This is a genomic window from Rhizobium sp. NLR10b (assembly GCF_019685435.1).
GTDB lineage: Bacteria > Pseudomonadota > Alphaproteobacteria > Rhizobiales > Rhizobiaceae > Rhizobium.
Window position 1 is genome coordinate 91,787 of the sequence record NZ_JABDWV010000010.1, and the last position, 20,128, is coordinate 111,914.

At 60.8% G+C, this 20,128-nt stretch carries 19 protein-coding genes; 4 read left to right on the top strand and 15 right to left on the bottom strand.

What is annotated here, in order from left to right; genetic code table 11:
- Window positions 1–203: 203 nt before the first annotated feature.
- Entirely contained in the window at window positions 204–1,244 is a 1,041-nt protein-coding gene (locus HJB91_RS17890) for a glutamine synthetase beta-grasp domain-containing protein (protein ID WP_064804195.1), read from the bottom strand.
- Window positions 1,245–1,674: 430 nt separating this feature from the next.
- Here HJB91_RS17890 and gstI point away from each other — a divergent pair, with 430 nt between their 5' ends.
- Window positions 1,675–1,866 (top strand): glutamine synthetase translation inhibitor GstI, encoded by a 192-nt coding sequence (gene gstI, locus HJB91_RS17895; protein ID WP_064804193.1) that lies wholly within the window; start codon window positions 1,675–1,677, stop codon window positions 1,864–1,866.
- 84 nt (window positions 1,867–1,950) lie between these two features.
- Here the strand turns inward: gstI and HJB91_RS17900 are convergent, their stop codons facing one another.
- The 7 genes from HJB91_RS17900 to HJB91_RS17930 all read right to left on the bottom strand — a co-directional run bounded on the left by HJB91_RS17900 (window position 1,951) and on the right by HJB91_RS17930 (window position 9,023).
- Entirely contained in the window at window positions 1,951–2,874 is a 924-nt protein-coding gene (locus HJB91_RS17900; protein WP_221123028.1) for a sugar kinase, read from the bottom strand.
- 183 nt (window positions 2,875–3,057) lie between these two features.
- Window positions 3,058–3,399 (bottom strand): hypothetical protein, encoded by a 342-nt coding sequence (locus HJB91_RS17905; RefSeq protein WP_210630395.1) that lies wholly within the window; start codon window positions 3,397–3,399, stop codon window positions 3,058–3,060.
- A gap of 175 nt (window positions 3,400–3,574) precedes the next feature.
- Complete coding sequence (locus HJB91_RS17910) at window positions 3,575–4,561, bottom strand: ABC transporter ATP-binding protein (RefSeq protein ID WP_210630396.1); 987 nt, start codon at window positions 4,559–4,561, stop codon at window positions 3,575–3,577.
- Complete coding sequence (locus tag HJB91_RS17915; RefSeq protein WP_221146941.1) at window positions 4,554–5,555, bottom strand: ABC transporter ATP-binding protein; 1,002 nt, start codon at window positions 5,553–5,555, stop codon at window positions 4,554–4,556. Before HJB91_RS17915 ends, HJB91_RS17910 begins: the two co-directional genes overlap by 8 nt.
- 1 nt (window position 5,556) lies before the next feature.
- Window positions 5,557–6,474, bottom strand: a complete 918-nt coding sequence (locus HJB91_RS17920; protein WP_210630399.1) for an ABC transporter permease — start codon at window positions 6,472–6,474, stop codon at window positions 5,557–5,559.
- Window positions 6,471–7,394, bottom strand: a complete 924-nt coding sequence (locus HJB91_RS17925; protein ID WP_210630401.1) for an ABC transporter permease subunit — start codon at window positions 7,392–7,394, stop codon at window positions 6,471–6,473. The genes HJB91_RS17920 and HJB91_RS17925 overlap by 4 nt, the downstream gene beginning before the upstream one ends.
- 48 nt (window positions 7,395–7,442) lie before the next feature.
- Entirely contained in the window at window positions 7,443–9,023 is a 1,581-nt protein-coding gene (locus tag HJB91_RS17930) for a peptide ABC transporter substrate-binding protein (RefSeq protein WP_221102657.1), read from the bottom strand.
- A gap of 286 nt (window positions 9,024–9,309) precedes the next feature.
- Here HJB91_RS17930 and HJB91_RS17935 point away from each other — a divergent pair, with 286 nt between their 5' ends.
- Window positions 9,310–11,031 carry an alpha-glucosidase family protein gene (locus HJB91_RS17935; protein ID WP_221146943.1) on the top strand — a complete coding sequence of 574 codons (1,722 nt, stop codon included), beginning with the start codon at window positions 9,310–9,312 and terminating at the stop codon, window positions 11,029–11,031.
- A gap of 21 nt (window positions 11,032–11,052) precedes the next feature.
- Here HJB91_RS17935 and ade read toward each other — a convergent pair whose 3' ends face one another.
- Together ade and HJB91_RS17945 are read right to left on the bottom strand one after the other, a co-directional pair.
- A complete protein-coding gene (ade, locus tag HJB91_RS17940) occupies window positions 11,053–12,750 on the bottom strand; it encodes an adenine deaminase (protein ID WP_210630406.1) in 1,698 nt (565 codons plus the stop codon).
- A 116-nt stretch (window positions 12,751–12,866) separates the two neighbouring features.
- Window positions 12,867–13,970, bottom strand: coding sequence for a branched-chain amino acid ABC transporter substrate-binding protein (locus tag HJB91_RS17945; RefSeq protein WP_210630408.1), 1,104 nt, complete (start codon window positions 13,968–13,970; stop codon window positions 12,867–12,869).
- A gap of 151 nt (window positions 13,971–14,121) precedes the next feature.
- On the opposite strand from HJB91_RS17945, the gene HJB91_RS17950 reads away from it, so the two are divergent.
- Together HJB91_RS17950 and HJB91_RS17955 are read left to right on the top strand one after the other, a co-directional pair.
- Window positions 14,122–14,412 (top strand): hypothetical protein, encoded by a 291-nt coding sequence (locus HJB91_RS17950; RefSeq protein WP_210630410.1) that lies wholly within the window; start codon window positions 14,122–14,124, stop codon window positions 14,410–14,412.
- 24 nt (window positions 14,413–14,436) lie between these two features.
- Window positions 14,437–15,351, top strand: coding sequence for an HD-GYP domain-containing protein (locus HJB91_RS17955; protein WP_221155626.1), 915 nt, complete (start codon window positions 14,437–14,439; stop codon window positions 15,349–15,351).
- A gap of 78 nt (window positions 15,352–15,429) precedes the next feature.
- On the opposite strand, the gene HJB91_RS17960 is transcribed toward HJB91_RS17955, so the two are convergent.
- The 5 genes from HJB91_RS17960 to choW all read right to left on the bottom strand — a co-directional run bounded on the left by HJB91_RS17960 (window position 15,430) and on the right by choW (window position 20,098).
- On the bottom strand, window positions 15,430–16,755 hold the full coding sequence (locus HJB91_RS17960) for an aspartate aminotransferase family protein (RefSeq protein WP_221146947.1): 1,326 nt from the start codon (window positions 16,753–16,755) through the stop codon (window positions 15,430–15,432).
- 241 nt (window positions 16,756–16,996) lie between these two features.
- Window positions 16,997–17,314 carry a helix-turn-helix transcriptional regulator gene (locus HJB91_RS17965; RefSeq protein ID WP_064684394.1) on the bottom strand — a complete coding sequence of 106 codons (318 nt, stop codon included), beginning with the start codon at window positions 17,312–17,314 and terminating at the stop codon, window positions 16,997–16,999.
- 108 nt (window positions 17,315–17,422) lie between these two features.
- Complete coding sequence (locus HJB91_RS17970) at window positions 17,423–18,172, bottom strand: HugZ family protein (RefSeq protein ID WP_221146948.1); 750 nt, start codon at window positions 18,170–18,172, stop codon at window positions 17,423–17,425.
- A gap of 31 nt (window positions 18,173–18,203) precedes the next feature.
- Window positions 18,204–19,256: a choline ABC transporter ATP-binding protein gene (gene choV / locus HJB91_RS17975; protein ID WP_210630416.1), complete on the bottom strand. Its 1,053-nt coding sequence runs from the start codon at window positions 19,254–19,256 to the stop codon at window positions 18,204–18,206.
- The gene (choW, locus tag HJB91_RS17980) at window positions 19,253–20,098 is read right to left on the bottom strand and encodes a choline ABC transporter permease subunit (protein WP_210630418.1); all 846 of its coding nucleotides are present in this window, start codon (window positions 20,096–20,098) and stop codon (window positions 19,253–19,255) included. The genes choV and choW overlap by 4 nt, the downstream gene beginning before the upstream one ends.
- Between the last annotated feature and the right edge of the window lie 30 nt (window positions 20,099–20,128).

Here is a 20,128-nt window from a genome sequence, read left to right on the forward strand (position 1 = left end):
ACGCTCAACCCCAAAGCGGGGTTCCGGAACGGCGATTCCCGCTTGCCTATTTTGAGGCATGACCATGATGGAAATATTACAGCCGCTTGCCAGTATTTTCAGGCGTTTAGCGGCTGGATCGGCGCGAATATGCCAGCGGCCGACGATGTTTTTCAGGCAGAAAGAATGACGGCGCCGGTCGGAGACCGGCGCCGCTTGGGAGGTTAGGCGGCAGCGGAAGCCGAACCGGCGAGCGGAACTTCCGAGATCGTCTTCAGAACCTGCGAAGCGATCTGGTAGGGGCAGCCCTGCGAGTTCGGGCGGCGATCTTCCAGATAGCCCTTGTAATCGTTCTTGACGAAGGAGTGCGGCACGCGGATAGAAGCGCCACGGTCGGCAACGCCGTAGGAGAACTTGTTCCACGGAGCCGTCTCGTGCTTGCCGGTCAGGCGCTTGTCGTTATCGGGACCATAGACGTTGATGTGATCCATCAGGTTCTTTTCGAACTGCGCCATTAGCGCTTCGAAATAGGCCTTGCCGCCGACTTCGCGCATGTACTTGGTCGAGAAGTTGCAATGCATGCCCGAACCGTTCCAGTCGGTGTCGCCGAGCGGCTTGCAGTGATATTCGATGTCGATGCCGTATTTTTCGGTCAGGCGCTGCAGGAGGTAACGTGCCATCCAGATCTGGTCGGCGGCCTTCTTGGAGCCCTTGCCGAAAATCTGGAATTCCCACTGGCCCTTGGCCACTTCGGCGTTGATGCCTTCGTGATTGATGCCGGCAGCGAGGCAGAGATCGAGATGCTCTTCGACGATTTCGCGGGCGACGTCGCCGACATTCGAATAGCCGACGCCGGTGTAGTAGGGGCCCTGCGGAGCCGGATAACCCTGCTCGGGGAAGCCGAGCGGGCGGCCGTTCTGGTAGAAGAAATATTCCTGCTCAAAGCCGAACCAGGCATCTTCGTCGTCGAGGATGGTGGCGCGGGCGTTGCTCGGGTGCGGCGTGACGCCATCGGGCATCATGACTTCGCACATGACGAGCACGCCGTTGGTGCGGGCCGGGTCAGGATAGATGGCGACGGGCTTCAGCACGCAATCGGAGCTGCGGCCTTCGGCTTGCATCGTCGACGAGCCATCGAAGCCCCAGAGCGGAAGCTGTTCCAGCGTCGGGAATGCGTCGAATTCCTTGATCTGCGTCTTGCCACGCAGGTTCGGTACCGGGGTGTACCCATCGAGCCAAATATACTCGAGCTTATATTTTGTCATCGTGACTCTCTCAATGCGACGAAGGTGAGCAAACCCGGATGATCTGGGCGCGCAAACGCATCCGACCGCCAGGGGATGCACCTAGTGAAGCACGTAGCGTGCCAGTTTGATCGCCGGCGAAAGAAAAATCTTCAATGAGCCGCTCGATCCGCGCTTTTTCTTTCTCGAAAAGAAGCCCGTTTGAACGGTCGAAGGCTGATTCCTCAGGAGGATAAAGAGGTTTTCTGCCTTGGAACCGGATGAAAATTTGGGCGTTTTGCTTGAAATGGTGAAGTGTTGAACAAATAGGCGGAAGCTTCGGGCGCAGACAGCATATGGATCAATCATAGTTACTTCATGCATATATTTTGTGCAATTTGCATAATCTATGTGCATCATGCTATGGTCGCAGTCCTGATATCGATGCGCCGAACGGAATGGAGGCGATCTCATGCCCACCGGTTTCCATCGCGAATCCGCGACGATCTACCAGTTTCCCGTCAAGCCGACCCGGGCCGCAAACCGGTTCGAACGCGCAAGGCTGATGGAGCGCGAGGCGGCTGATGTCTGCGACGCCGCACTCGACAGCTGCTGGTATCATGACGAGGCGGTTCGCGAGACAGATCGGCCGACGAAGTCCTGATTTTTACGCCCTTAACCGGGAAGAATGCTGAGAAGGCGGGGAGCGCCCGCGCATGGCATATCTGCGCGGCGGTCACGCGCGGGCTCAGCCACCACTCAACCCGAGTTTTTCTCTTGCAACCAACGCCCCATGCTCGCTGACGACGCGAGCCGCCACGCCTGCGGCGAAGCGGGCGGCTGCCGGCGCGTCCTGACTCTCAAGATAGCGTGCGAGGAAGGCACCATTGAAACTGTCGCCAGCACTGGTGGTGTCGACGACGTTTTCGACCTTTTCGGCCGGAACGAAGGTCTCCTCACCGGCGAAATTCAAGGTGACGCCGTCGGCGCCGTTCTTGACGACGACATTGATGGCGCCGAGTGCGAGATAGCGCTGGATCGTTGCTTCGATGGAATCGTCGCCGAAATGGGCGGCCTCGTCGTCGAAGCTCGGCATGACGAGCACGGAAGAGCGGGCGCCCTCGCTGATCGTCGCGTGCATGACATCGTAGCTCGACCACAGACGGGGACGGATGTTCGGGTCGAACACCACGAGCTTGCCGGCTGCCTTGGCGCGGCGGACCTCCGCGAGCAGCGTCGCGGCATCCTCCTGCGGCAGGATGGCAAGGGTGATGCCGGAGAAATAGACGAGATCGGCGCTCTCCACCGCCTCGCGCAAATGATCTGGATCGGCAGCCAGGCTGCGGGCGGCCGAACTGTCGCGCCAATAGCTGAAGGAGCGTTCGCCGTTCTTCAGGTTGATCATGTAGAGGCCCGGCGTCCTGCCCTTGATGCGGCGGATGAGGTTCGTGCCGATACCCGCTCCGGCGATAAAGGCAGCCATCTCGTCCGACATGGCGTCGTCACCGAGCGCCGTGAAATAATCGACCGACCAATCGGGACCGAGGCAAGCGCGAGCATACCAGGCGGTGTTGAAGGTATCGCCGGCAAAGCCCTTGCGCAGCAGACCGTCGCCGGCCTGCGAGAGCTCCACCATGCATTCACCGATCGACAGAAACCGTCTTCCGTTCACCTTGCCCTCCCGGCATCGGAGCGTCGCTGATGCAACAGCCGCTCTATCGCTTTGAATAAACGCTTCATGCGCTGATACGCGGAGCCGGGCGGAGTGACAAGGGTCGATATTGCGAGCGCCATTGCGACCAGAAACGGAAGCCGCCTTCGCAGGCTAAGCGAAGGCGGCGCCGGCGAAGGGTGTCTATTCGTGAATGGTGTAACTGCCGAGCGCGCAAAGGTCCTGCGTGTCTTCGGTGGTGTCGAGGTTCGAGTCTTCGTCGAATTCGAAGCGCATGTCGTATTTGCAGACGGTGCGGCCGTCGGCGATGGTGATGTTCACAGTCTCGCCCGGATTGAGGACATCCTCGCCAAAGACGTCTTCTTCCCAGTTGTTGACGCCGGTCGGCGAGCTGTAGAAGCGCGTCAGGACGGAATTGGTCCCGTTGGTGAGCTGGAATTTCAGATCTTCGGCATACGACGATACGGCGGAGGTGGCGATGATCGCGGCTGCAAGCGCGATCAATCCGGATAGTTTCGATTTCATATATGCGTTCCCCAGGCCCATGATCAGGCGGGGGCAGGGATAGCATATCCGCATCTAATTCTTTGTTATCGGAGACTATGGATTCCGAAGTAAGTGTGTTTTGGCCGTTTCGCGGCGAAGGGGACGTGAGAAGTCTTTGGAAAAGGCGGGCCGCTTCATAGGGCCCGCGTTCCATTCACGGCCTGTCCATATGATAGCAGGCCGCCTTCTGGCCGGGACGAACCTCCTCGGTCGGCGGCATTTCGGTGCGGCAGATGTCGGTTGCCTTCCAGCAGCGGGGAGAGAAGACGCAGCCTTTCGGCGGGTTGAGCGGCGAGGGCGGATCGCCCTGGAGGCGGATGCGGGTGCGCAGGCGCGCGAGCTTCGGATCCGGGATCGGCGCGGCGGAAAAGAGCGCCTGTGTATAGGGATGGGCCGGATGATCGAAGACGGTGGCGCAGTCGCCTGATTCCACTACCCGACCGAGGTAGAGCACCAGCACATCGTCGGAGATCAGGCGCACGACCGAGAGGTCGTGGCTGATGAAGATCAGCGTCAGCCCGAATTCCTTGCGCAACTTGCGCAGAAGCGTGATGACCTGGCCCTGGATCGAAACGTCGAGAGCCGAAACGGGCTCGTCGCAGACGATGAGCTTCGGTTTGGTGATGATCGCACGCGCAATGCCGATGCGTTGCGCCTGGCCGCCGGAGAATTCGTGCGGATAGCGGTTGATCATCTCCGGCACTAGGCCGACGGCGCCCATGATGTCGCGCACCCGCTGGGTACGCTCGGACTTCGAAAGTTTCGGTTCGAAGACAGTGAGCGGCTCGGCGATGATGTCTCCAACCGTCATGCGCGGGTCGAGCGAGGCGATCGGATCCTGGAAGATGATCTGCATGTCGCGGCGCGCGGCGCGCATTTCCTCCTCCGACAGGTCGAGAAGATTGCGGCCTTGCCAGAGAATGCGGCCCCTCTGCGATTTCAAAAGCCGCAGGATGGAGCGGCCGAGTGTGGATTTGCCACAGCCGGATTCGCCGACGACGCCGAGCGTGCGGCCTTCGGCGAGGTCGAAGCTGACATTATTGACGGCGGTAAGGAAGACCGGCGGCTTGAAGAGGCCTTTCGCCGGCAGTTCGAACTGGGTGGTGAGGTTTTCGACTCTCAGCAGCGATCGCTCAGCCATGGTTCAGCAACTCCTCACGACGCGGGAACGGGTGGTAGCAGGCCGCACAGTGGCGCGGCGCCAGGGTTTCGAGCGGCGGCGGGCGGTCGATGCAATCGTCCTGAACCTGCGAACAGCGTGGCGAGAAATTGCAGCCCTTTGGCAGGTGCTGCAGGTTCGGCGGGCGCCCCGGAATGACGACGAGGTGGTCGACATCCTGGTCCGGCCGCGGGATCGAGGCGTGCAGGGCCGCCGTATAGGGATGGGCGGGACTATCGAAGAGTTCGTCGACAGGCGCCTCCTCGACAATGCGGCCGGCATACATGACGGCGACGCGGTCGGCGAGGCCGGCGACGACGCCGAGATCGTGGGTGATCATGATGAGCGCTGTGTTCATCTCCGCCGTCAGATCGTTGAAGAGATCGAGGATCTGCGCCTGGATCGTAACGTCGAGCGCCGTCGTCGGCTCGTCGGCAATCAGGAGCTTCGGCTTGGTGAGCAGCGCCATGGCGATGACGATGCGCTGACGCATGCCGCCTGACAGTTCGTGCGGATAAAGGTGGAAGCGCCGCGTTGGGTCGGGGATGCCGACGCGTTTCAGCATGTCGAGGGCAGCGTCCGATGCGGCGCGCGCCGTCAGGCCGCGGTGAACCTCGAGCTGTTCCGTCAGCTGCCGGGAAATCTTCAGCGACGGGTTCAGCGCCGTCATCGGGTCCTGAAAGACCATGGCCATGTCCTTGCCGCGGATCTGGTCGAGCTCGCGCGGTCTCAGCGACAGCACGTCCTTGCCTTCGAGCAGCGCCTGTCCTGTCGTCTTGCCGTTCTTGGCGATGAGGCCCATGATGCCGAGGAAGGTCTGGCTCTTGCCGGAGCCGGACTCGCCGACGATGGCGATGCGCTCGCCGCGCCGCACGGTGAGGTTCATGTTGGAGACCGCCTTCACCTCGCCGTCGGGCGTCGCGAAGGTGATCGAGTAGTCCTTGAGTTCGAGCAGGATGTCTTTTTCTTGGAGCATTCTATCGATCCTTCGGGTCGAACGCGTCGCGCAGGCCGTCGCCGATGAAAAGCAGGCTGAGCAGCAGCATCACGAGGAAACTTGCCGGGAAAATCAGCAGCCAGGGCATGCTTTCCATGGCGTCGGTTCCCTCGGCAATAAGCGTGCCGAGTGAAGTCAGCGGTTCCTGCACGCCGAAGCCGAGATAGGAAAGGAAGCTTTCCGTGGCGATGATTTCAGGCACCGTCAGCGCCGCGAAGATGACCACCGGCCCGACGAGGTTCGGGATGATGTGCTTGACGATGATCTTGAACGGCCGCTGCCCGGAGGCCCGCGCCGCCTCAATGAACTCGCGATGCTTGATCGACAGCGTCTGGCCGCGCACGATACGGGCCATAGTCAGCCATTCCAGCGCGCCGATCGCGGCAAAGAGCAGGTAGACGTTGCGGCCGAAGATCACCATCAGCAGGATGACGAAGAGGATGTAGGGAAGCGCGTACATGATGTCGACGAAGCGCATCATGATCGCATCCAGCCTGCCGCCGATATAACCTGAGATCGCGCCATAAAGCACGCCGATGACGACCGAGACGACGGTCGCCGTCAGCGCGACGGCAAGCGAGACGCGGGTGCCGTAGAGCACACGGGCGAGAAGGTCGCGGCCGTTCGGGTCGGTGCCGAAATAATGGCCCGTCTCGATCGAGGGCGGGATGCGGAAGGCCGCCCAATCCGGATCCTCGTAGTTGAAGGGAATGAACCAGGGGCCGAGGAAGGCGGCGAGGATCAGGAGCCCGAGGACGGCGATCGACAGCACGGCGGCCTTGTTGCGCGCCAGGCGACGCAACGCATCCTTGGTCAGCGAACGGCCTTCGGGTGCGAGACCCTCCGCTTGCAGAAGCTCCTGGGCGAGCAGCTCGCGCTTTGCGGGATTGAGGATCATCGGTTTCTCACTTTCGGATCGAGCCACGCATAGGCGATATCGACGAGAAGGTTCAGGAACACGATCAGCACCATGTAGAAGATGACCGTACCGAGAACCATTCCATAGTCGCGGTTCAACGCCGCATTGACGAAGTAGCGGCCGATGCCGGGCAATCCGAAGATGCTCTCGACAACCAGCGAGCCGGTGAGAAGGTAGCTTGCCGCCGGTCCGAGATAGGAGACGACAGGCATCAATGCAGGCTTCAGCGCGTGGCGCATCACCGTCAGCCGCGGGCCGATGCCCTTGGCCTTGGCGGTGCGGATGAAGTTCTGGTTCATCACCTCGATCATCGAGCCGCGGGTGATGCGCGAGATGCGCCCGGCATGCGGCAGGGCCAGAACGATGATCGGCAACACGAGGAATTTGAGCGAGCCGTCACCCCAGCCGCCGACCGGAAACCAGGCGAGGTGGATGCCGAAGATCAATTGAAGGATCGGCGCGATGAGGAAGTTCGGCAGCACGACGCCGATCAAGATGAGGCTGCCGAGAATGTAGTCCGGCGTCTTGTTCTGGTAGAGCGCCCCGAGACAGCCGACGGTCACGCCGACGAGGATGGCGAGCAGGAAAGCGGCCGTGCCGATCGTGAAAGTATAGGGCAGACCGATCATGATCTGCTGAGCGACGCTGAAATCCTCACTGGAGAAGGAGGGCCCGAGATCGCCCTTGAGCAGATCTCCGACGTAGAGCAGGTATTGCTGGATCAGCGGCTTGTCGAGATTGTAGTGGGCCGCGAGGTTCTTGAGGATGACCGGCGGCAATGGCCTTTCGCCATCGAAAGGGCCGCCGGGGGCAAGGCGCAGGACGAAAAACGAGGCTGTCACGGCGATCCACATGACGGGGATCGTCGACAGCAGGCGACGGAGAGCGTATTTGATCATGGTCGTGGGCCGGTCCTTCCCGCGCGGGGCGGGAAGGACCGTTTTCCCTTACTCTTTCATCGACAGCCAGCGCGTGCGGTGGATGTCCTGGATGTTGTCGACGAAGCCTTCGACCTTCGGTGAGACGACGTTCTTCGAGACATAATAATAGATCGGCAGGGCGGCGGATTCATCAAGCGCCAGCTGCTCGGCCTTCTTGAAGATTTCGGCGCGCTTCTTCAGATCGGTTTCCGCGTTGCCGTCCTTGATCAGCTTGTCGTAATCGGGATTGGACCAGCGGCCGTAATTCATCTGGACGCCTGTTACCAGCAGGTTCAGGAAGTTGTCCGGATCATTGTAATCGGCAAGCCAGCCGGCACGGCCGATTTCGACCTGGCCACGCTGCATCTGGTCGTAATGCACCTTGGTTTCGGCATTGACGAGTTCGACGTCGACACCAAGCGGCTTCCACATGGATGCGATCGCAACGGCGATGCGCTTGTGGTTGTCGTTGGTGTTGTAGCTGAGAACGGCGTGAAGCGGCTTGTCCGGGCCGAAGCCGGCCTCAGTGAGCAGCTTCTTGGCTTCGGCGACCTTGTCCTTATACGGCAGGTCCTTCCAGCTGACATAGGCCGGCTCGCCGTAATTGGCGGTGCCCGGCGGAACCCAGGAATAGGCTGGCAGCTCGCCGGTGCCGAGGATCTGCGGGCCGATGACTTCACGGTTGATCGCCATCGACAGTGCCTGGCGGACGCGCTTGTCGCTGAAGGGCGGCTTCTGCGAGTTGACGACATAATAATAGAGGCCGGAGAAGGGAGCGACATGCGCCTGGCCCGGCAGGTTCTTCTTCATCCACTCGTACTGGTCGGTCGGGAAGTCGGTGAGGATGTCGAATTCGCCGGCACGGTAACGTTTCAGTGCGGCTTCCTGATCCTCGAGCACGAAGAACTTGGCGCCGTCGATCTTCAGGTCCTTGGCCCCGTACCACTGGTCGTTCTTGACTGTTGTGACGTGCGAGCCGGGAACCCATTCGACTGGCTTATAGGGGCCGTTGGTGACGATGTTGCCGATCTTGACCCAATCCTGGCCCTTCGCCTCGACGACATGCTTCGGCAGCGGATAGGCGGTGTAGTGCATCAGCGCATTGAGGAAATAGGGGGTCGGATTTTCGAGGGTGATCTCAAGCGTCTTGTCGTCGATCGCCTTGACGCCAAGCTGGCTGAGATCGGTGATCTCGCCCTTGTTGATCTTTTCGGCGTTCTTGATGGTGAACTGCAGATAGGCATAATCGGCGGCGTTCTTCGGGTCGACGAGGCGCTGGAAGGCGAAGACGAAGTCTCCTGCCGTTACCGGCTGGCCATCGGACCACTTGATGCCGTCGCGAAGCTTGAACGTGTAGACCTTGCCATCAGGCGAGATGGTCCAGCTTTCGGCCTGGCCGGGGACTGGATTGTCCTTGGCATCCTCGGTGACGAGGCCTTCGAAAATGTCGCCGGCGATGCGGTTCTCCCAGTCGCCGGAAAGTTTCTGCGGATCGAGCGACTGCGGATCGCCGCCATTGTGGATGTTGAGCGTCGCCGCGTGCGCCGAAAACGCCAGCAATGTGCCAAGCATCGCGGAGGCGAGAAATTTTTTCGTGAACTGGTTCATCGTGGGTCCACCTTTCTAGGCTTTGCGCCTTTATTAGACATCTGTTCCCGATTTTCGACCTCTTACGTGCAGGTCAGTGCGCACCTTATCGCAAAGGCTTTGCGTTGCAACCCCAAATCCGGGGGCTGGATTGAGGTTGTGGACAAGCCCATATGCGTCTCCCTCTTGTTGGATCGCGACGAAACGTCGCGGCGGTCGCGGTTCCGTTCATAACGGCTTCACGTGGTTGTCTTTTGTTTCGTCCGCTTTAGTGTGTCGAGCGCAAACGAGGCAGGAGATGTAGCCGATGGCATTGCAGGCAGGCGGGAATGCGGGCTGGTGGCGCGGAGCGGTGATCTATCAGGTCTACCCGCGCTCGTTTCAGGATACGAACAGCGATGGGCTCGGCGATCTCAAAGGCATCACCCGCCGGCTGCCGCATATCGCCAGCCTCGGCGTCGATGCGATCTGGCTTTCACCCTTCTTCAAGTCTCCCATGGCCGACATGGGTTACGACGTGTCCGATTATTGCGACGTCGACCCGATCTTCGGCACGCTCGCCGATTTCGACGAGATGATGGCCGAGGCGCACAGGCTCGGCATCAAAGTCATCATCGACCAGGTGATCTCGCACACCTCCGACCGACATCCCTGGTTTGTCGAGAGCCGGGCGAGCCGGAGCAATGCGAAGGCGGACTGGTATGTCTGGGCCGACCCGAAGCCGGACGGGACGGCGCCGAACAACTGGCTGTCGATCTTCGGCGGGCCGGGCTGGGAATGGGACGGCGTGCGCCGGCAATATTACCAGCACAATTTCCTGACGTCGCAGCCCGACCTCAATTTCCACAACGCAGAAGTGCAGGAGGCGGTGCTGGAGACGGTGAAGTTCTGGCTCGATCGCGGCGTCGACGGCTTCCGGCTGGACACGGTCAACTATTATTTCTGCGACAAGCAACTCAGAAGCAATCCGCCGCACGAGCCCGATACCAATGATGGGGGCCTCGATGCGCCCGACACCAATCCCTATGGCATGCAGAACCACCTCTACGACAAGACGCAGCCGGAAAACATTGGCTTCCTCAAGCGCTTCCGCGCACTGCTCGACCGCTATGAGGATCGCACGACCGTCGGCGAAGTCGGCGACGGTGCACGCTCGCTGAAGACGGTGGCCGCCTATACGAGCGGCGATGATAAGCTGCACATGTGCTACACGTTCGATCTGCTGGGACCGGATTTCACCGCCGCACATATCCGCGGCTGCGTCGAAGCCTTCCAGAAGGTGGTGACCGACGGCTGGGTCTGCTGGGCATTCTCCAATCACGACGTCATGCGCCATGTCAGCCGGTTCGCGCTGACCGAAGAGGAGCGGCCCGTCATCGCCAAGCTCGCGATCTCCGTGCTTGCGGCGCTGCGCGGTTCGATCTGCCTTTACCAGGGCGAGGAGCTCGGACTGCCGGAAGCGGAGCTTGCCTTCGAGGATCTGCGCGATCCCTACGGCATCCGCTTCTGGCCGGCCTTCAAGGGCCGCGACGGATGCCGCACGCCGATGCCTTGGGAAGCCAGCAAGGCGCATGCAGGCTTCACCTCGGCTGAAAAGAGCTGGCTGCCGGTGCCTTACGAGCAGGCTGCGCTTTCCGTGGATACGCAGGAGGACAGCAACAGCTCGGTGCTGCACCACTACCGCAGGACGCTCGCCTTCCGGAGGAGCCAGCCGGCGCTTGTTGACGGCGAGATGACCTTCATCGGCACCAACCAGGACCTGCTCGCCTTCACCCGCGAAAAGGGTGAAGAGAAACTGCTGTTCGTTTTCAACCTGACGCGCAAACCGGCGGAATTCCGCCTGCCTGACGGCATGGTGTTCGGAGAGCCGTTGACCATGCCGGGGTACGAGGCTGTGGACGGAGCCGGAACGGTCACGCTTGGGGCGCTGGACGGGTTCTGTGCGCGGGTTGGTGGCCTCTCGAAGCTGCTCGGGACGGTGCCCGTTGCGAAACCTGTTGAGAGTGAATTGCCGGAAGCCTGGCAGTAAGCACTCCAACCCTGGCGCTACTCACCCGATCAGCGCGAATTTGTCCACATCGACCATGCCGCGGTCGGAAATCTTCAGATGCGGGATGACGGGCAGCGGCAGGAAGGCCAACTGGAGGAATGGCTCTTCCAGCGTGGCGCCGAGTGCCAAGGCGGCCTTGCGCAGATGGTGCAGCGTGTCGCGCACCTTCTCGTAGGGTTCCAGACTCATCAGGCCGGCGACGGGCAGGGCGATTTCGCCGGTTATCTTGCCGTCCTCGACCACGACGAAACCACCCTTGATCTCGCCGAGGCGGTTTGCGGCGCGGGCCATGTCGTCCTCATTGACCCCGACGACGCAGATATTGTGGCTGTCATGGCCGACGGTGGAGGCGATCGCGCCCTTCTTCAGGCCGAAGCCTTGGACGAAGCCGTTGGCATGGTTGCCGTTCTTGCCGTGGCGCTCGATGACGGCGACCTTGATGATGTCGTTGGTTAGATCGACCGTCGTCTCGTTGCCCTTGGCCGGCAGGCGGTAGCGGCGATGCTCGGTGATGATCTTGCCCGGCATGACGCCGATGACCGATGTTTCGCCCTCGGCGACCGGCACACCGAAATGGGCGGCATTGACCGGCCGGGCCTTGACGCTGTCGAGGCCGATCGGGGCGACCGGTCTGCGCGTGGCAAAAAGCGCGTCGGTGACGCGGCGGCCGGCGGAAAAAACCATCTCTGCACGGCAGCTTTCCAGGCTGTCGAGAACCACGAGATCGGCGCGCCAGCCGGGCGCCACCAGGCCGCGGTCTCTAAGGCCGAAGGCGCGAGCGGCCGAGATCGAGGCGGCGCGGTAGATCGCCAAGGGCTCGACGCCGTTGGCGATCGCCGTGCGGATCATATGATCGAGATGGCCCTGTTCGGCAATATCGAGTGGATTGCGGTCGTCGGTGCAGAGCGCGAGGTAGGGGGAAAGCCGCTCGGTGATGATCGGGATCAGCGCGGCGAGGTCCTTGGACACCGAGCCCTCGCGCACCAGGATATGCATGCCCTTGCGGATCTTCTCCAGCGCCTCGGTGGCGCTCGTGCACTCATGCTCGGTGCGGATGCCGGCCGAGAGATAACCGTTGAGATCCTTGCCGGACAGAAGCGGCGCATGACCGTCGATATGACCGCCCTGGAAGGCGTCAAGCTTGGCCATGCAGATGGGATCTTTGTGGATCACGCCGGGGAAATTCATGAACTCGGCAAGGCCGATCACCTTGGGATGGTCGCGGAAGGGCAGCAGGCTTTCGATCGGCAAGTCAGCGCCCGCAGTTTCGAGATGCGTTGCCGGCACGCACGAGGAGAGCTGGACGCGGATGTCCATGATCGTCTCCAGCGACGATTCGAGGAAGAATTCGATGCCCTCGGTGCCGAGCACATTGGCAATCTCGTGCGGATCGCAGATAGCGGTCGTGACGCCATAGGGCAGGACGCAGCGGTCGAATTCATGCGGCGTGACCAGCGAGGATTCGATGTGCAGATGCGTGTCGATGAAGCCGGGAACGACGGTTCTGCCCGAGATGTCGATCTCGGTCTCGCCCGCATAGTCGCCCGCGGTGCCGACGATGCGGTCGGCGCCGATGGCGATGTCGGAGCGGACGATTTCGCCGGTGACGAGATCGAAGAAGCTGCCGCCCTTCAGCACGATGTCGGCGGGGATACGGCCCACACCCTGGTCGATGAGACGTTCGAGTCTGTTGGTCATGGCACCGCTCACATTGCAACCGATTCCGGAACTTATAACCGATCTGCAGCGACATGCGATGCCCACAAGCGAAACCGGGCGCTTATAGCGCCCGGTCGCAATCTCTATATCCTGATTTATTCCGCAGCGACGATCTTCCCGCCTTCCCACTTGTAAAGCGAGAAGCTTTGCGAGGTCAGGTCGCCGGTCTCGCCGTAGGTGAGCTTGCCGATGGCGGTCGGAACCTCCATCCCGTCCTTCAGAGCAGCCGCGACGGCTTCCGCATCCTCGGCGCTGCCGGCCTTTTCGATGCCGGCTTTCAGAACTTCGACGGCGGCATAGGCGTTGAGGGTGAAGGCCTCGGCCGGAATGTTCTTGGCGGCGAGCGCATCGGCAGCCGTCTTGGAGTCCGGGCTCTTGGTGGCGTCGGAAGCATTGGTGAACAGCGTGCCTCCCGCCGCATCGGTGCCGATCGCCCAGAATTCGGTGTTCGAGAGGCCGTCGCCACCGATGATCATCGCGTTGGCGGAGAGGTCATGCAGCTGGCGGGCGAGCAGGCCGCCCTCCGGGTGGTAGCCGCCGAAATAGACGATGTCGACCTTCTCGGACTTGATACGGGTGGTGAGGGCGCTGAAATCCTTGTCGCCAGGGGTGATCGCGTCATTGACGACTTCGGTGACGCCGCCGGCGTTCAGCGTTGCCTTGAAGGCGTCGGCAAGACCTTTGCCGTAGGCGCCCTTGTCGTTGACGATGGCGATGCGTTTGTCCTTGAAATTCTTCAGCACGTATTTGGCGGCGACTTCGGCCTGTTGATCGTCGCGGCCGCAGGTGCGCAGCACATTGGTGAGGCCGCGCTTGGTGAGGTCCGGGGCTGTTGCGGTCGGGGTGACCATCAGCACGCCGTTTTCAGCCAGAACGTCCGACACCGGGATCGCAACGCCCGATGTCACCGGGCCGACGACGAAGCGGATGCCGTCGCCAACAACCTTGTTGGCGGCGGAAACGCCCTGCTTCGGTTCGCCGGCATCGTCGGCCAGTTCCAGCACGACCTTCTCGCCGAGAATGCCGCCCTTCTTGTTGATCTCGTCGACGGCAGTCTGAGCGCCGTTCTTCACCTGATCGCCATAGGCGGCGACGGGACCGGTCAGCGGCGCGATCAGGCCGATGGTGATGTCGGCATGAGCAAGGGGCGCAAAGGCGAGTGACGCGACGAGGGTCGCCGTCAATGTCTTGAGGGTCATTGTCTGTCTCCTTGGATGGGGTCGTCGACCCGCGATGATGTGCCGCGCCGGCTTTCCCGATCATTCAACAGACTCCAGAGGCTGCGCCAAGGACGATCGGTAACGGTGCGATCAGCGAACCCGCCGGCCATGTTTGACTCGGGGAGGGCTCATGGCAAGATTTCTAGAAATTTTGATGGGATTGCGCAAGTTCATAACAAAATGGAAGGAAAATTCGGCGGATCCGGCTGAAAATTCAGTTGGAACGGATCATTTTCTCCGTTTTGTCGCGATTTTCAAACGCGAGGCGGCGAATGGTCACGACCTGCTTCCGGACAAAATCACATCCATAAGGTTGTCTTTAATTTCCCTATTAACCGTTAGTTTGGCCAATGGCAGTAGTATCCATGGGACCCCGAATACCGCCGCATTGAAAAAGAGAACAATACAAAGAATTAGATAGACCTATCGGGAAACAGAGATCTGCATGCTCAAGCGTATCGACGCCGGTCAGGTGTGTATCGGAATGTTTGTGGAGGTTATCGAGGGCCTGTGGCAGGATCCGTTTTTGTCCAAGCGCAGATTTTCCCTGCGGCGTGAGATTGATGCTGCAAAAATTCGTAAATGCGGCACTGCCGGCGTCGTCATCAATACCAGCAAGGGGCTCGATACCAACGGCCTGCCGGGCCGCGACGTCGAGATCGACATTCAGGCCGCGCGCGAGACCGTCCAGAAATCCGTGCAGTTGCTGGAAGAGGCTTTCGCAAAGCTGCGGAACGGCGATGGAGTCAGCATAGATCACGTGGCGCCGGTGATTTCGTCCGTCTCCAAGTCGATGGATGAGAACCCCGCGGTGTTCCTGAGCGTCACGCGCCTGAAATCAAAGGACGAGGTAACCTTCCTGCATTCCATTTCGGTGAGCGCGCTGATGATCCTTTTCAGCCGTCATCTCGCACTCGACGAGCATAGGATTCAGATGCTCGGCACCGCGGGTTTGCTGCACGATGTCGGCAAGCTTGAAATTCCGCTTGAGGTGCTGAACAAGACGGGGCCCCTGGAAAAGGATGAAATCGGCTTGCTTCGGGGCCATCCGGAGAAGGGGCACGCGATCCTGTCGCGGCAGGAGGGGATGTCGGACATCGTTCTCGACGTTTGCCTCAATCATCACGAACGCATCGACGGCAAAGGCTATCCGCGCAGCTTGCCCGCCAGCGAGGTGAGCCTGCACGCGCGGATGGCCACGATCTGCGATGTGTATGACGCCATTACCTCTGTGCGGCCATATAAGGCGCCGTGGAGTGCCAGCCAGGCACTGAAATGGATGTTCGGCGCCGAGGGGCATTTCGATCGCCAGCTCCTGAAAAAGTTCGCCCTCTGCCTTTCCGTCGCCTCTGTGAACTGAGGTTTAAATTTTCAGACGGAAAGACCCGCGAGAACATTGTCTATCGCGGGTCTTTTGATGAGAGCCTCGTGAGCGTCTTCAGATGTTGTTCTGAAGAATGGTCCGCAGCTTGCCGAAGAGTTCGTCGATATGCTGCTTCTCGATGATCAGCGGCGGGGAGAGTGCGATGATGTCGCCGGTGGTGCGGATCAGAAGCCCGCTCTCATAGGCCTTCAGGAAGGCGGTGAAGGCGCGTTTCGTCGGCTCGCCGGCGATCGGGTCGAGTTCAATTGCGCCGATCAGGCCGGTGTTCCTGATGTCGATGACGTTGGGGCAATCCCTGAGTGAATGCAGCGCGTCGGCCCAGTAGTTGGAAAGTTCGCCGGCGCGGGTGAGCAGACCTTCTTCCTTATAGGTGTCGAGCGTGGCAAGGGCTGCGGCGGAAGCGATCGGGTTACCGGAATAGGTATAGCCGTGGAAGAACTCGATCATGTGCTCCGGGCCGTTCATGAAGGCATCATGGATCTCGGAGGTGACGAAGACAGCGCCCATCGGAATGACGCCGTTGGTCAGTCCCTTGGCGGTAGTGATCATGTCGGGCTTGACGTCGTAATATTGCGCGGCGAAGGGGGCACCGAGACGGCCGAAGCCGGTGATGACTTCGTCGAAGATCAGAAGGATGCCATGTTTGGTGCAGATTTCGCGCAGCTTCTGCAGGTAGCCTTTCGGCGGAATCAGGACACCGGTGGAGCCCGCCACCGGCTCGATGATGACGGCGGCGATGGTGGAGGCGTCATGCAGCGTGACGATGCGCTCGAGTTCGGTAGCGATGTCACCGCCATGCTCAGGTTCGCCGCGGGTGAAGTTGTTCTTGCCGGGCTGGTGGGTGTGCGGCATGTGGTCGACACCGGTCAGGAGCGTGCCGAACATCTTGCGGTTGGCGACGATGCCGCCGACGGAGATGCCGCCGAAATTGACGCCGTGATAGCCGCGCTCCCGGCCGATCAGGCGGAAACGCGAACCGTTACCCTTCACGCGGTGATAGGCAAGCGCCACCTTGAGCGCGGTCTCGACGGATTCGGAACCGGAATTCGTGTAGAGGACGTGGTTCATGCCCTCCGGAGCGATATCGACCAGCCGGTTCGCCAGTTCGAACGCCTTGGGATGGCCGAGCTGGAAAGCCGGCGCGTAATCGAGTTCGCCCGCCTGCTCGCGGATCGCTTCGGTGATTTTCGGGCGGCAGTGGCCGGCGTTGACGCACCAGAGACCAGCCGTGCCGTCCAACACCTGACGACCGTCATGGGTGGTATAATACATGTCCTTGGCGCCGACGAATAACCGCGGCTCCTTCTTGAACTGGCGATTTGCCGTAAACGGCATCCAGAAGGCACGAAGATCGTTCGGTGCATTGAGGCGGTTGGACATGCTGTTCTCCTGACCGTTGGCGGCCCGTTCCCAGGGGCTTGTCGCCCGAATTTTTACTGCCCGGTCAAATTATCAGGGCTTCCCAACGCGTCAACGAGAAAAGTCCCGACACAAAAGCGCGACCGGCAAATTGCGAGAGTTGCCGGTCGTTTTGAGTTCAGCTGCTGGAATACGTTGCCGAGATTTGCGGGGAGCATTTCCTACGGCGCGGCACCGGCCGACGTTCCTGTCAGCGCTATCATCAGGCTGCGGATCTGCTTCTGCTCGGAACGAGGTAGATGTCTTCGAGCGTCGCCAGGATCTTCATGACCGGCTCGGATGTACTCGAATAGTAGATGGTTTGGGCGTCGCGGCGGGTCTTGACCAGCTTCTGCGCGCGCAGTTTCGAAAGGTGCTGTGAAAGCGCCGACTGGCTAAGGCCGACTTGTGTGGCAAGCACTCCGACGGCGACCTCGCCTTTTACCAGGCTGCACAGGATCAGCAATCTTTTGGGATTGGCCATGGCTGACAATAGTGCTGCCGCCACATTCGTGTGGTCAGCCAAATCGGGGGTTTCCATATTGTTATCTTCCTAATGCGAAACGTACATCATCTATCTGGTAAGGGCTGTCTGCCGGAGCCCGCGGCAAAATTAGCAACTGGGCTCGAAGATTGTATATACCTAAATTTAAGGTATCGAGTATGCTATTTTAGATATGTTTGAACAAATGTGATCGGAATCCACAGCGAGCGTTTCGAATTCGCATCGCACCAAAAAGTCGCTGGAAATGATCTCAAAACCCGCCGGATCGATACCGCAGATGCGCCAAGAAGCCGATTTCGGGGCTTTTAAGCGCATGGCAAGGGTTTGCGCCACATCGGAATGGCGCTCTACTAAATCTCGCACTATTTCGGCCGCTTTGGCGGCAACCTCTTCGTTTGCCGGTGATTGGATGATGAGATCCCCGCCGTCGAGATGGTAGGCGCGGCCGAAGCCGGCGTTGAGGCTCGCCTGCTCCGGTTTGAGACGGAAGAAGAGGAAATCGGGGAAATCGATATAGAGATTTGCCTTGGGATGGCGATCGAGGAAACGCGTGCGAATGCGCTCGTGGAGCCGATGACCATGCTCAATCGGCTCCGCCGTGCATTGGGTCGTCAGCCGGCCATGGGCAAGCGGATCGCCCTTGCCGGGCTCGCCGGTCAGCAGCGAGGCGCGCGGGTCTCTTGCGAGCGCCTTTGTGTGAGCCGAAAGTTTCGAAACCAGGATGACGGGGGCGCCGTCGATATCGGTGGCGAGGAGCACTCGGCTGGCAAAGGGAAAACCAGTATCGGGATCGAGAACGGCAATCGCCGCGTACCGTGCGGAGCGCAACAGCACGCGGGCGAGCCTGCGGGCCTCGTCGTCGGTTTCGCGTAAGGGCGAGGGCTGATCTTTCATACCCGCTTTGTGGCAAAGCGGATCGAAAACATCAAGCGTCCTCCTTGCGGCGATGACGCGTGAGGCCGGCGACGACATCCTGGGCGGTGATCGTGCCGATGACCGTACCGTTTTCCACGATGCCGATGCTGCCCGGCTGGCGGGCGAGTACGTCGAGGACATCGACGAGCGGAGTTGCGGCACGGGCCGTGGCGCTGACGCTCATGCCGGCCGCCGTCTGGCCGAGACCGGGCTGCATGACGTCGGCGGCGGTCAGCATGTTGATCGGGTTGAGGTTCTGCACGAAGTCGGCGACATACTGGTCCGCGGGGTTCTTGACGATGTCGTGCGGCGTTCCGCACTGAATGATCCGGCCACCCTCCATGATGGCGATGCGATTGCCGATGCGGAAAGCCTCGTCGAGATCGTGGCTGACGAAGAGAATGGTCTTCTTCAGCCGCCGCTGGAACTCCAGGAGTTCGTCCTGCAGGCGGGTGCGGATCAGCGGGTCGAGCGCCGAGAAAGGCTCGTCCATGAGCAGGATCGGGGCGCCGGTGGCAAAGGCGCGGGCAAGGCCGACACGCTGCTGCATGCCGCCGGACAATTCGTTGACCTTGCGGTTCGCCCATTTCGTCAGGTTGACGAGTTCGAGCTGCTCGCCGACGCGGGCCTTGCGTTCGGCCTCCGGCATGCCGGCGAGTTCGAGACCGAAGCCGACATTTTCCGCGACGGTGCGCCAGGGCAGCAGGGCGAACTGCTGGAACACCATGGAGACGGTGTGGGTGCGCAGTTCGCGCAGCGCCTTGGCATTGCATTTGTAAGGATTGACGAGGCCGGTGGTCGTGGAGACCGCGACGTCGCCGCGCACCACGGGAGCGAGCCCGTTGACGGCGCGCAGCAAGGTCGACTTGCCCGAACCGGAAAGGCCCATCAGCACGAGGATCTCGCCTTCCTCGATCGTCAGCGACGCATCGGCGACGCCGAGCACCAGACCAGTCGCGGCGCCGATCTCGTCACGCGTTTTGCCCTGGTCGGCCATGGCAAGAGCGGCTTCCGGCCGATCGCCGAAGATAATGCTGACATCCTTGAAGCTTACCGCGGTCATGCGCCGTCTCCTTCACCCGCCGTGCGGAACATGCGGTCGAGAATGATCGCCAGGATGACGATACAGAGACCGGCTTCGAAGCCTTTTGCGACATTGACGGTGTTCAGCGCACGCACGACCGGCACGCCGAGACCATCAGCGCCAACGAGTGCGGCGATGACCACCATCGACAGCGACAACATGATAGTCTGTGTGAGACCCGCCATGATCTGCGGCGCCGCGAAGGGGAGCTCGACCTTGCGCAGCACCTGCATCGGCCGCGCGCCGAAGGCGACCGCGGCTTCGACAAGGGAGGGCGGCGTCGAGATAATGCCGAGACGTGTCAATCGAATGGGAGCGGGGATCGCGAAGATGACGGTCGCGATCAGGCCCGGAACCATTCCAAGGCCGAACAGGATCAGTGCCGGGATCAGGTAGACGAATGTCGGAATGGTCTGCATCAGATCAAGTACCGGGCGCATGGCGGCATAGACCCAGGCGCGGCGGGCGGCCGCGATACCGAGTGGAATGCCAATCACCATGCTGACGAAGGTGGAGGCGAGCACGAGGGCGAGCGTCTCCGTCGTCTCCTTCCAGTATCCTTGGTTCATGATGAGCAGCAGCCCAAGACAGGTGAAGAGCGTGATCGCGATCGACCGCCGCAGCCAGAAGGCGAGGGCGGAAATAATCGCGATGACGATCAGCGGATGCGGCTTTTGCAGCACGAAGAGCAGGCCGTCGATGACGTGCGACAGCAGAAAGGCAAGCTGGTTGAAGAACCATTCGCCATTCGAGGTCAGCCAGTCCACGAAGGATTTGGCCAATGGGCCGATGGGAATCTTAGAGTCGGTGATCCAATTCAAGAGCGCGCCTATCCAGAAAAATAACAATCG